The organism is Runella defluvii (assembly GCF_014195535.1).
Classification (GTDB): Bacteria; Bacteroidota; Bacteroidia; order Cytophagales; family Spirosomataceae; genus Runella; species Runella defluvii.
In genome coordinates, this window is record NZ_JACIBY010000025.1 from 25,725 (window position 1) to 38,836 (window position 13,112).

The window sequence follows — 13,112 nt, forward strand, 5'->3', positions numbered from 1 at the left end:
CCAATACCCGTGCCAGAACCATAAGTAGTTGAATTTTAGACAATTATTCAAAAATACCATTTCTAATTTTGTCCGTTTTCGGACAAGCATTGTACGGCGGTGGACAGGATTAAAAAGTACGTATTTTCTTACTGATTGATTATGAGGGATTTTGTAACTTGGCACTCTTATTGGGTAAACTCCGTTAGAGTTTAAAATCCTCTGTAAACAACAATCGTATAAATAGCCCATGCTTTCAGCCAAAATCCTCATTGTTGACGACGACGTAGATGTGCTTAGTGCTGCTAAACTGATGCTCAAACGCCATTTTAGCCAAATTGATATTGAAAAAAATCCGCAACGAATTCCTTTTTTGGTCACCAACGGCGACTATGACGCGATTTTGCTGGACATGAACTTCACCCGCGACGTTATCAGTGGTAAAGAAGGATTTGATTGGCTCGACCGTATTTTAGACATTGACCCGCTGGCCGTAGTAGTTCTTTTTACGGCTTTCGGAAACGTAGAAATGGCCGTTCGTGCGATGAAATCGGGGGCGATGGATTTTGTTTTAAAGCCTTGGGAAAACGACAAATTGCTCGCTACCCTGCAAGCGGCGGTCCAAAAACGGGCAGAAAATAAAGCACATGCCAATGTGCAACCTACCTCCGCCACGCCTACCGCTCCGCCCAAAACCGTCAACAAACCAACACAGTCCACTTTCTTGGCGACCAGCCCAATCATGCAGCAGCTGTATGCTACCGTTGAGCGCGTCGCTTCTACCGATGCAACTGTATTGATTTTGGGAGAAAATGGAACGGGAAAAAGTGATTTGGCCCAGCTTCTTCACCAAAAATCAAACCGTACCGAAAAGCCATTCGTCACCGTCGATTTGGGAGCTATTCCCGAAAGCTTATTTGAAAGTGAGCTATTTGGAAGTGTCAAAGGGGCGTTTACGGACGCCAAAGAAGACCGCGCAGGGCGATTTGAAGAAGCCCACGGCGGAACGTTGTTTTTGGACGAAATCGGAAATTTATCGCTTCCCATGCAAGCCAAATTGCTTTCGGTCTTGCAAAGCCGCCTCGTGACGCGCGTCGGGTCTAACAAGCCCAAGCAAATCGACGTCCGCGTGATTTGTGCCACCAATCAGCCGCTTGCCCAAATGGTAGCCGAGCGCACTTTCCGTCAAGATTTACTGTACCGTATCAATACCATCGAGCTTCGCCTTCCTCCGCTTCGCGAGCGCCCCGAAGACATTGTTCCGTTGGCCGAATTGTTCTTAAAACAATACCGTCATCAGTACAAACGAGTGGTGACCACGTTCAGTGCGGCACTCGTCAAACAGCTCCAACGCTACAATTGGCCTGGAAATGTGCGCGAATTGCGAAGTGCAGTAGAGCGGGCCATTATTTTGACCCAAAACTCTACCCTCCAGCCCGAAGATTTCTTCCAAAATGCCTTTACCGAAGCGTCGCAGTTCAATGAAACGTTTCAGTTGGAAGAAATGGAAAAACAACTGATTGTGAAGGCCATGAAGAAATACAACGGCAATATCACAGAAGTAGCGCGCGAATTGGGTCTTTCACGGCAAGCGTTGTATCGGCGCATGGAAAAATACGGACTATGAGACATTTCTCAATTGGTATTCTTTGGCGCATCGTCCTACTGGTATTTTTTGTAGGATTGGCCGTGTATTTTGGCAACAAAGAACAGTGGACAGCCGTATCGCTGCTCGGGATATTGGGCGCTGCCGCCATGTTTAACTTGTACCATTATGTCACAAACATCAACCGAAAACTTTCCCGCTTTTTTGAATCGGTTCGTTACTCTGATTTTGCGGTTAAGTTTCGTTCAGACGACAAAATGGGGGATAGTTTTCGCGAAATTAATCAACAGTTCAACGAAGTACTGGAAGCCTTCCGCATCGCTCGGGCCGAAAAAGAAGCCAATTTGCAGTACCTCAACACCATCGTTCAGCAAATCAATACGGGTTTGATAAGTTTTGGCAGCGACGGCCGCGTCGAACTGGTCAACAGCGCTGCGTTAAAAATGCTAAGTATTTATCGTCTTCGCCAGCTTGAAGATTTACAAGAACCTCATCCTCAACTTTTTTCGCTTATAGCAAACATCAAAACGGGGGTAAAACAACTTTACGAAACCCCCGACGACGAGTCGCTTTCGGTACAAGCAACGCAAATTCAGCTACGGGGCAAAGTCCTTAGGATTGTGGTTCTTCAAAACATTCAGTCCGAACTCCAACAGAAAGAAGTGGAGGCTTGGCAAAACCTGACGCGCGTGCTTCGACACGAAATTATGAATTCGTTGGCGCCGATTTTGTCGTTGGTTGGCACCATGAAAGAGATTGTCCAGCTAGACATACAACCAGAAATCCCTGACAACGAAGGACTTCAAGATTTGACCGAAGCCCTTCAAACCATTGAAAAGCGCAGTACTGGGATTATTCAGTTTGTGAATGCGTACCGCGACTTTACGGCGCTGCCCAAGCCTACTTTTGCCGAAATTTCGGTCAAAGAGCTTCTTCAGCGGGTGGTTCAGTTGTTCCAAAAAAGTTTGCAGGAATCGTCGGTGCAATTAAACGTGAGCGTCGTTCCCGACACCCTTCTTCTCAATGCCGATGCTGATCAGATTGAGCAAGTGATCATCAACCTCATTAAAAACGCCATCGAGGCTTTGCAGGGAAACCCTGAGCCCCTGATTACCGTCAAAGCCCATTCGGACATCAACCAACGAACCTATATCGAAGTTGCTGATAACGGTTCGGGTATCGAGCCTGAGGCATTGGAGCGTATTTTCATTCCGTTTTATACCACAAAAAAAACAGGCTCAGGGATTGGTCTGAGCCTATCAAGGCAAATTTTACAGCAACATGGCGGCTCACTTACGGCTACCTCAGAAGTTGGTGAAGGCACCACGTTCGTCATGGCGCTGTAAGAGGCTTTTACCAGGCAATCATTATTTTTTTACTTTTAGATTCTCAACAAAAGCTTCTGAAACACCCACAATTTGGGCAATTTTAGAGCTACTAAAATCAGTATTTCTCAAGAGGTTTCTCACAACCTCTTGTTGAGCTACTTCTTCTCCTTTTTTGATTCCTCTCATATAAAGAGGGTCTTTTTCTTCTTTGAAAAACTCTGATACAGTTAGCATAATAAGTTTACTGATTCATTGTTGTAATTAGGGCTATCCAAACAACCGTACAGGCTCAAACGCTTGGCCGAGCACCAAACGAGAATCCGCTTTGAGCCAGTCGTCGAGCAGGGTTGAATATATTTGACGAAAGTCTATTTTGTATTTTAAATCTCCGTTGTCCAAATCTGTCAAATCAGGCGCTTCCGACAGTACAGGCTTCGTGCGGTGTGGCCCGCCAATGACAAATACGTTGTTGGCCGTACCGTGGTCGGTACCGTTGGAAGCATTTTGTTTGACGCGACGCCCAAACTCACTGAACGTCATAATCATCACATCGTCGAGGCGGTTAGTTGACTTTAGGTCTTCCACAAATACACCCACCGCTTCGGCGTACTGACGCAACAGGCGGTCTTGTTGGTCGTTTTGACGAATGTGCGTATCAAAACCCGACAGCGATACGTAATACACTCGCGTGCTTACGCCCGAGGTAATCAGTTCCGCAATGGTTTTGAGGCTTTTTCCCAACTCCGTTGTTGGATACAGCTTATTCGATTTATGGATTTGGGCTTTGTTGTACACATACTCGGCCGACGACACGGTTTCTGCCAAGGTTTTGTACAAATACGCCACATTTTCGTGGTCGTCGGCAGGGGTTAGTTTTGAATTAGCTTTTACAAAACCGTTTTGGGTTTGGGAAAATAGCTTTTCAGGATTTTGAAGTGCTAATCCATTCAAATTTTTTCCTTTCAACGCCAAACTCAACGTATCGTCGATTTCGAGGGCTTGGTGCGGAGCGGTTTTGGCACTTTGACCCGCACATTGTGCATCTAAATAACGCCCAATCCAGCCCGTTGACAAATACTCGCTGGCGCTGCTTCCCGTTTGCCAAATATCCATCGAGCGAAAATGCGAGCGGTCAGGGTTGGGGTAGCCTACATTGTTGATAATCGATACCAACCCGTTGTCGTACAATTCTTTGATTTTTTCAAGGGCGGGATTCAGGCCAATGTCATCGTTTAGGCGCAGTACATTCGTTGATTTTATGGCGATAGACGGCCGTTCACGGTAATAAATATCATTCCTAAACGGCACCACTGTATTGAGTCCATCATTTCCTCCTGACAATTGGATAATGACAACCACTTTTTCGTTGAGCGTAGAAGGTGCGGAATACTGCGTTTCGTAGGCTTTCAAAAACTGAGGAACTAATAACGAGCCTGCGGTCGTAAAAGTCGTATTTCTTAAAAATTCACGGCGTTTCATGGTGCTAGTGGTAGTTAGATAGTGTGTTTAACATACTTGATACTCAGGAATTGACATCAACGCCACCGTCAATTGTTTGACACGCTCAACTCGGCTTGGGGCGCTCCCTTGTTTATCAATTTGTTTTAATAAAGAGCTGTTAATAGGTACTTGTATCAAATGTGATGCCAGCGCTTCGGTAAGTTCTTGTTCAGAAAAAGAATCAAAAAAGGAGGAAAACTTTTCCCAATTCATCGTTACCTCAAATTTACTTTTCCGCTTCACCGTTTCTTCGTTCGCATCCCCGCTTTCTTTTACGCTTGCCGCCAGCATTTCGTTGCGAAAGAGTACTTTCGGCAGTTGCATTCGTGTCAACAAACTTGAGCTATCAATCCAGGCCGTTCCCGATGGCCAACCCGCCACATTGGGGGGATTGAACAACGTTTGTCCCAAGAGTTTTTGAGCATACAAAACGGGCGTTTTATCCACAAAATCCATCTGAAGCGTCCGCTGCATTCCCGCTAGTAATTCTACGGGCGACTTGATTTGCGCCCCAATATTGGCAGGGTCGTAAAACCAGTCCTGTGTAAATACATACTCCATGACCTCCAAAATGTCACCATCCGTGCGTAAAAAGCGATTTGTCAATGCCTCAACGTGTTCGGGATTCACTTTTTGATTCACAAAATAGCGGTACAGTTTCGTAGAAATAAACTGAGCCGTTTTGGGGTTGGACAGTAGCATATACACTACGTCTTCTCCCGTGAAGTTGCCCGTTTTACCCAATATCGTTTTGGAACCTTCATCGTGAAATAGTGGTCGAAATACAAACTCGCCTGAGCCATTGAATCCCCAACCCGTAAACGCCCTTGCGGCTTCTTTTACGTCGGTTTCGGTATAATTTCCACGCCCAAGCGTAAACAATTCCATCACTTCACGGGCAAAATTTTCGTTGGGGCTTTTTTTACGATTTTGTTGGTTATTCAAAAATTGGAGCATAGCCGCATCTTTGGAAATAGCCATCAGCAAATCGCCAAATTTGCCAAGGGCATGGCGGCGCAACGTATTGTTTTGCTGCTGAACAAACAATGCCATTCTGCTACGGCAAGCGAAGTGGTTGTGCCAAAAGAAGGTCATTTTTTCCCGAAAAGCCCCCGTTCCTTGCCCCATCCGAGCCACCCACGCATCGTTTAAATTTCCAATGCTTTCTCGACGCTCTTCGGCTACAGCCTTCAACTTGTCTTTGATTCCGTCAAGTTCTTGGGTCGGACTGGCTTTCATGTCCCGTTTTTCATTCCGCAACGAAAAATAGGGCATTGGCTCAACGACATTGAAATCGTGAACCTCTTTGCTATCTCGAATAAAATCCTTGATTACCCGATGTTTCGGTGCCGAGAGCGCTACTTTTACCTCATCAGGAGAAGCCCCAAATCCTGCCCTCCAAAAAAAATGCTGAAGCTGACGCTGGTGTGAATTTGCTTCCATAGTGTTTCCTTGAACTGTTTTTTTCTTAGAATCACTCGGAGGGAATAGGTTTAATGAACTAGCGTTATTTTAAAAACATAACCTTGTAAATTGTAATATTAAATATTACAATTTACAAGGTTAAATCATATATTTGCTTTATGATAGAAAGACATATTCAAATTCGATTGCTAGAAGATTTTAGCTTTTATCCTGCTTTAGCCATTGTAGGTCCAAGGCAAGTAGGAAAGACAACCCTCGCACGTCACTTACAGACATTATTAGGACGTCCTACCATATTTTTAGATTTGCAGGAGCCTCAAACTCAAAAGATTTTTGAAGAAGATGACATCACCTTTTTAAAAGCACACAGCGATAAAACAATTATTATCGATGAAGTTCAATTGCGGCCCCAACTTTTTTCAATATTACGCCCATTAATTGATCAAGACAGGCGGCCAGGCAGATTTATTCTTCTTGGTTCATCTTCTCCCACTTTGATGCGCCACTCAGTGGAGTCTTTAGCTGGGCGTATTCATTATACAGAACTTACACCATTCTCCTTACTTGAAGCGCAATCAATTGCGACCCAACTTGAGCATTGGGTATTTGGAGGGTTTCCAGAAGCATTAAAAGCAAAAGGGACACGTTTCGCACAGCAGTGGCTGGGAAATTATATTCGCGATTTTGTTTATCGTGATTTGAGAGCACTAGGGTACGATTTAAGTGTAGAGGGAATTAGTCGCTTACTATTGATGCTCTCAAGCATTCAAAGTCAGCTACTTAATATTAGCGACTTATCAAGGTCTCTTAACATAGCCCGCCCTACTTTAATGCGTCACATTGAAATTTTAGAAGAAGCTTTTTTAGTTATTCGTTTACAACCTTACAGTGTCAACATTTCCAAAAGGTTAGTGAAATCACCTAAAATTTATATACGAGATACGGGTATATTACATACGCTACTCGAAATAAAAAGTTACAATCATTTACTTACTCACATTAGCTTAGGTGCTTCTTGGGAAGGGTATGTAATCGAGCAAATTAAACGTTCTGCCGTCCCGGAATGGAAATTTTTCTTCTACCGTACCCAATCTGGAGCAGAAGCTGACTTATTTGCCATTTCTCCTACTGGTGCAAAAATTTGCATTGAAATTAAACATGCACTCGCTCCTTCTATCAGCAGAGGGTTTCACGAAAGTATTAAGGACTTGTTACCAGATAATGCCTATGTGATAATTCCAGAAGGGCGCCAATACACGAACAAAGACGGTATAACTGTCCTGCCATTGCTTAATTTCCTGAATGATATTTTGCCTACATTTCAATAATTCAATTCTTCCAGTAAAATAAAAAATCCCCTGCTAGACTTGCTAACAGGGGATTTTTAGAAAAAACGAACTATTGACTTACCAGAACACTGTGTAGAGAATAGCTACTACTACGACGACAATCGCTGCTCCAACGGCAAATGTGCCTTTTACACGGAACATCGACGCATCAATTTCAAGTCCTTTATCACTTGGTTTCCAAAGTCCGAGGGCAATCATCACGGCCACACAGATAAGGAACACGATTCCCATACGGTCGAGGAACGGAACGGTTGACCAATCAGCGCCTGGGAGCCAATTGTTGTGCATTGAAAACGCCAACAAGAAACCACCCACAATCGCAAACATAGCGCCCGCCGAATTGGTCTTTTTCCAGAAAAACCCTAACAAGAAGGCCGCAAATACCCCTGGAGAAACCAATCCCGTCATTTCTTGAATAAACTGGAATCCACCTTTTTTATCAATACCCATATAAGGAGAAATGACAATCGCCAAAATCATCGCAACGACAATCGTCACTCGTCCCATCCAAACCAATTTTTTCTCATCGGCTTCTGGCGCAATGTATTTTTTGTAAATATCCAACGTAAAAATAGTCGAGATACTGTTTGCTTTTCCAGCCAATGACGCCACAATCGCGGCCGTTAGTGCTGCAAACGAAAGCCCTTTCAAACCTACTGGCAACAAGTTAAGCAATACTGGATACGCACGGTCTTGGTTTAGCTCTCCACCTTCAATCATTTCGGTTTGGAACAAACCGTGTTGGTACAATGTATAAGCAGCAATCCCTGGCAAAACCACGATGATTGGCATCAAAAGCTTCAAAAATGCCGCAAATAAAATCCCTTCACGAGCCGTCTTGAGGTCGGCACCAAGGGCACGTTGCGTAATGTATTGATTACATCCCCAATAGTTAAGATTCACAATCCACATCCCACCAATCAATACGGTAAGCCCTGGAAGTGCCATGTATTGCGGGTGTCCTTCTTTAAATATCATGTGGAAGTGGTCTTCCGAATGTTCCATCATGGTTTTAAATGCACCTGCCAAACCTGGCGCATTAAACTCTTGTGACACCAAATCCATGGCAAGATACGTCGTAGCCAAGCCTCCTAAAATCAAGAAAAATACCTGAATTACGTCGGTATAACCAATTACTTTCATCCCTCCTACCGTAATTAAAACGGCAAAAATGGCCAAGCACCACATACAAACTGTAAAGTCAATTCCAGAGATGGTCGATACGGCCAAAGCTCCTAAAAACAGGATTGAGGTTAGGTTTACCAATACGTACAAAAACAGCCAGAAAATCGCCATAATCAAGCTAACGGTGGTATTGTAGCGTTGATTCAAAAACTGAGGCATGGTAAAAATCCTGTTTTTGAGGTAGATAGGCATAAAAAATATCCCCACCACTAGCAGCGTTGCAGCCGCCATCCACTCGTAAGTAGAAATGGCAAGTCCCATCAAAAATCCGTTTCCTGACATTCCGATAAACTGCTCGGCCGAGATGTTGGAGGCAATGAGAGAAGCGCCAATCGCCCACCAAGTCAGTGAACCTTCGGCGAGGAAGAAGTCGGTTGTACTTGCTTCAGCTGATTTTTTTCGTTGGTAAATCCAGTAACCGTAGCCTGCGACTACGACAAAATACACTAGAAAGACTAAGTAGTCTAGGGTTTGGAGTTTTTGCATTTTAATTGCTGGGAGGTTAGTTGTTATTAGGGTCAAATACGTCGCAAGATACGGAAACGTCCATAAAAAAGTAGAAAAAATACCGTTTTAATACTATTTTACAAAATAATCGTTCGGTTGCCGTGAATAAACACACGGTCGTTGAAAACCAGCTTCAATGCCTTCGACAACACCGATTTTTCGGTGTCTTTACCAAGAGTGGCCATGTCAAAAGCCGTCAAGCGGTGATCTACTTCTTTTACATCTTGGGCGATGATGGGGCCTTCGTCCAAATTATCGTTGACAAAGTGTGCCGTGGCTCCAATGATTTTTACACCTCTATCGTATGCTTGTCGGTACGGATTAGCGCCAATAAACGCAGGTAAAAACGAATGGTGAATATTGACAATTCGATTGGGGTAATGTTTCACAAAATCCGAAGTAAGCACGCGCATGTATTTGGCTAACACCAGATACTCAGGCTGATAGATTTCGAGCGTTCGTAAAATCGCCTCTTCGTGCTCTTCGCGCGTTTTGTGTTCATGAGAAATAAAATGGAACGGAATTCCAAACTTACTGACCAGCGGCTGGAGGACGTTGTAGTTGCTAATCACCGCCTGAATCGTTGCGTCAAGTTCATCAAAAGCGTATCGTATCAACAACTCGCCAAGGCAATGATGTTCTTTGGTCACAAACAACACCACGTCTTTCTTTTTCTTTGGGTTCAACCGTAGGTTAAGTCCCGCAGGAAGCGTCGCTGTTAAATCATCCAATATACTTTTCGGATTCCCCTCTCCCTCAAATTCAGTACGCATAAAAAACTGACCCGACGGGCTCACGTATTCGTCTTGACTAATAATATTTTGGTTGTGATTATACAGCACATGCGTGACTTGGTAGATAAGCCCTTTGTGGTCTGGCCCATCCATGAGGAGAATCTGCTTCATTCGAAGGTCAAAGTTGAATTGGTATTTTTTGTTCAAATGTACGAATTACGGTCATTTTACCCGCTTTTTGACCAAATATCCTTCCTTATTCACCGCCGTTGGTGTAAATCCCATACTTTGGGTGAACGCCCACACATAGCCTAAGTGGTAGTTTTGGTCTATCAAACTCATACAGCTATGTTTCGTTTTACGCTACTTTTATTGCTTTGTGGGGCTACACCTGCCCTTTTTGCCCAAACTGTCTCTGGACGTGTCACGGATGATGTCGGAAAAGGGGTTGAATTTGCCACCGTTACTCTTTTACGGGCCAATGATTCTACCCTTGTCAAAGGCGAAATTGCGGATGCGCAAGGGGATTTTTCGTTCGATAAAGTCGCTTTTGGGCGTTTTTTTGTTCGAGTCAGTCAATTAGGCTATGCGCCGTTTAGCAGCCCCGTTTTCGTGCTTAATTCCGAAACGCCGACCCTTCATTTACGCACGTTACCCCTAGTCCAAGCCACGCAAAACCTCAACGAAGTCACAGTGCGTAGCACCAAACCCTTTATCGAACGGCAACTTGATAAAACGATTGTCAATGTCGAAAACAGCATTGTCAGTGCGGGAAGCAATGCGCTCGAAGTACTTGAACGCTCACCTGGCGTAGTTATTGACCAAAATGACAACCTCAGCCTCAAAGGCAAGCAGGGTGTTGTGGTGATGATAAATGGTAAACCATCCGTTATTTCTAACCAAGACCTTGCCAATTACCTAAGAGGCTTACCAGCCAATACCCTCGAAAAAATTGAAATCATCACCAACCCGTCGGCCAAATACGACGCCGCAGGAAACGCGGGAATTTTGAATTTAGTCCTCAAAAAAGACCAAAATCTCGGCACCAACGGCACGCTAAGTTTGTCGTACGGGCAAGGTGTATATGCAAAAACGACCGAAGGTGTTACATTCAACCACCGCAACAAAAAACTCAACCTCTACGGAAATTATAATTACTCCTACCGAAAAGGCTTTAGCCACCTCCGCCTCGACCGCCAATTTTATAATAGCTCGGCTTTAGAAGGCGTTTTTGACCAAGATAATTTTATTCGTTTTCCCTTCAAGACCCATACCGCTCGCCTTGGTCTTGATTATACTATTTCGTCGAAAACGATTATCGGAGCGCTCGTTACCGGCTTGGACAATCGCTTTAATCCCGTCGGGAATACCACGACACGTGTCTTAGATGGTCAACGAAATTTTCTCCGAAATGACTTGAATACCAATGATTCTAAAGACAAATTGCAAAACTACGCGGCCAACCTCAACCTCAAGCACAGTTTCGATACCAAAGGTCACGAGTTAAGCATAGACGCCGATTATGTGCATTACCAAAACACTTCTGACCAACGCTTTGATACCGATTTTTTGGATGGCTTTGGGCAAAAGGTGCTGCCAACCGCTATTTTAACGGGCGACATCGCGGGTTCTTTAGACATCAAATCGCTCAAATTTGATTACACTCGCCCACTCAAACAAAAAGCAAAATTAGAATTGGGAGCAAAAAGCAGCTTTGTTCGTGCTGACAATGACCTCAAATACTACAACCTCAGCGACGGGAAACCTGTGTTTGACTCTCGACAAAGCAATCATTTTATTTACAACGAAAACATCAACGCTGGCTACCTCAACTTTGCCAAAGAGCTGAATAAAATCAACTTTCAATTGGGCTTACGCGTCGAACAAACCCGCCTCAACGGCAACCAACTTGCAACTCAAGCACAGTTTGACACGTCTTATACGCGGCTCTTTCCCAGTGCTTTTATCAACTACAAACACTCCAAAACCCATCATTGGGGACTTTCGCTAAGCCGCCGCATCGACCGCCCAAGCTATAAACAACTCAATCCGTTTAAGTTTTTTATCAACAACAGCACCTACAGCGAAGGGAACCCCTACTTACAACCGCAGTTTACGTATTCTCTCGAACTATCGCACACCTACAAAGACCAAATCACGACGACTCTTTCGTACAGCAAGACGTTCAATAACATCACTGAGGTTATCGTCCCTGCCGATGGACAAGAAAAAATCACCATTCAAACCAACCGAAATTTGACTGAGTTTGAGTTTTGGGGAATCAACGTTTCGGCGCCTATCCAAGTAGCCAAATGGTGGAATAGTGTCAACAACATCAATACTTATTACGGAAAATACACGGGTTTTACGGCCAATACGCCACTGCAAAATGGGAATTTCAACATAAACATCAACAGTAATAACAGCTTTACACTTGGTAAAAAAGGCTACGTAGCTGAGCTTACCGTCGTGTATCGTGCCCGCGAGATTTATGGATACATGGACGTATTACCAACGGGACAACTGTCGGTTGGAATTCAAAAAACCTTCTGGCAACGCAAAGGGACTTTGAAACTCAACGCCACCGACTTGCTTTATACCCAAATTGGGCGTGCTACCGTGACCTTCAATGATTACGTAGAAATATTTAGGGTAAACCGTGATACGCGCGTAGCGACATTGTCTTTTTCGTACCGTTTTGGGAACAACAAAGTGACTCAGTCGCGCCGTAGAAATTCAGGCGTAGAGGACGAAAAACGCCGAGTAGGAGCTAGTTAACCCCCATTTAACATACTTTAACGAAGCGGGTAAGCGCTCATTGATTTAAAATTCTGATGTTTGCACAAGGTTTCCAAACACCTATTAGCAGCCTTGTTTTATCAAGATTTTTAAATGAAACGCCCCTTCCATGCAACGTTCCCCTGACATTTTGCATCTTATTACAAAATGAGCAGCATTATGACGGGGGAGCGATTTCATTTTGGGCATTTGTTCAGGCGCGTGTCACTGGGTTTTCTCAGTCGGCGCCCGCAAGAACGTCCCAGTCAGCTCGTTCATCGACTCTTTTTTTTATTGAGCCAAGAAAAACTCTACCTCTCTCCGCATTTTTCGCTCGACTCGCTCGCCCTTCGCCTCAACGTTGCGCCATCGCTGTTATCCAAAGCGCTCCGCGAAACCATCGAACAAGATTTTTTAGAGCTTATCAATTATTACCGCGTTCAGGAAGCCAAGAAAATTCTTGCCAACCCCAATAACATCGAGGTTTGTCTTGAAAATATTTCGTCCCACTTGGGGTATCTTTCGCACAGCAGCTTCCTTAAAACCTTTTATCAACATACCCTTCTTACACCCGACGAATACCGCCAACAAATGAACTTGGTGTGCGGGCCGTTGGATTCTTAGCTACTTGAAGTGGTTGTCAGAGATATTTTTTAAAAATATTATGCTTGCATACTATTTTTTTCTACTTTTGGTTCACCAAAAATATCTCATTCAACAC

General features: G+C 44.1%; 10 protein-coding genes. 5 read left to right on the forward strand and 5 right to left on the reverse strand.

The genetic code is table 11. The features are described from left to right. Nucleotides 1-229 precede the first annotated feature (229 nt). Both FHS57_RS29820 and FHS57_RS29825 read left to right on the forward strand, forming a co-directional pair. Nucleotides 230-1,606, forward strand: a complete 1,377-nt coding sequence (locus FHS57_RS29820; RefSeq protein ID WP_183980157.1) for a sigma-54-dependent transcriptional regulator — start codon at nt 230-232, stop codon at nt 1,604-1,606. Continuing rightward, nucleotides 1,603-2,931 (forward strand): sensor histidine kinase, encoded by a 1,329-nt coding sequence (locus tag FHS57_RS29825; protein ID WP_183980159.1) that lies wholly within the window; start codon nt 1,603-1,605, stop codon nt 2,929-2,931. The genes FHS57_RS29820 and FHS57_RS29825 overlap by 4 nt, the downstream gene beginning before the upstream one ends. 21 nt (nt 2,932-2,952) lie before the next feature. Here the strand turns inward: FHS57_RS29825 and FHS57_RS29830 are convergent, their stop codons facing one another. From FHS57_RS29830 to FHS57_RS29840, 3 genes are all read right to left on the reverse strand, one after another. After that, nucleotides 2,953-3,099: a hypothetical protein gene (locus tag FHS57_RS29830; RefSeq protein WP_183980161.1), complete on the reverse strand. Its 147-nt coding sequence runs from the start codon at nt 3,097-3,099 to the stop codon at nt 2,953-2,955. 81 nt (nt 3,100-3,180) lie between these two features. Beyond that, nucleotides 3,181-4,392, reverse strand: a complete 1,212-nt coding sequence (locus FHS57_RS29835) for a DUF1501 domain-containing protein (RefSeq protein WP_183980163.1) — start codon at nt 4,390-4,392, stop codon at nt 3,181-3,183. Nucleotides 4,393-4,419: 27 nt separating this feature from the next. Continuing rightward, nucleotides 4,420-5,856 carry a DUF1800 domain-containing protein gene (locus tag FHS57_RS29840; protein ID WP_183980165.1) on the reverse strand — a complete coding sequence of 479 codons (1,437 nt, stop codon included), beginning with the start codon at nt 5,854-5,856 and terminating at the stop codon, nt 4,420-4,422. Nucleotides 5,857-5,996: 140 nt separating this feature from the next. Here FHS57_RS29840 and FHS57_RS29845 point away from each other — a divergent pair, with 140 nt between their 5' ends. Further along, entirely contained in the window at nt 5,997-7,166 is a 1,170-nt protein-coding gene (locus FHS57_RS29845; protein ID WP_183980167.1) for an ATP-binding protein, read from the forward strand. Nucleotides 7,167-7,244: 78 nt separating this feature from the next. Here the strand turns inward: FHS57_RS29845 and FHS57_RS29850 are convergent, their stop codons facing one another. Beyond that, nucleotides 7,245-8,858, reverse strand: coding sequence for a sodium:solute symporter family transporter (locus FHS57_RS29850; protein ID WP_183980169.1), 1,614 nt, complete (start codon nt 8,856-8,858; stop codon nt 7,245-7,247). A 98-nt stretch (nt 8,859-8,956) separates the two neighbouring features. Continuing rightward, complete coding sequence (purU, locus tag FHS57_RS29855) at nt 8,957-9,766, reverse strand: formyltetrahydrofolate deformylase (RefSeq protein WP_229601499.1); 810 nt, start codon at nt 9,764-9,766, stop codon at nt 8,957-8,959. A gap of 195 nt (nt 9,767-9,961) precedes the next feature. Between purU and FHS57_RS29860 the strand changes: the two genes are divergently transcribed. Together FHS57_RS29860 and FHS57_RS29865 are read left to right on the forward strand one after the other, a co-directional pair. Next, the gene (locus FHS57_RS29860; protein ID WP_183980173.1) at nt 9,962-12,391 is read left to right on the forward strand and encodes an outer membrane beta-barrel protein; all 2,430 of its coding nucleotides are present in this window, start codon (nt 9,962-9,964) and stop codon (nt 12,389-12,391) included. A gap of 168 nt (nt 12,392-12,559) precedes the next feature. Continuing rightward, a complete protein-coding gene (locus tag FHS57_RS29865; RefSeq protein WP_183980175.1) occupies nt 12,560-13,015 on the forward strand; it encodes a helix-turn-helix domain-containing protein in 456 nt (151 codons plus the stop codon). Nucleotides 13,016-13,112 lie beyond the last annotated feature (97 nt).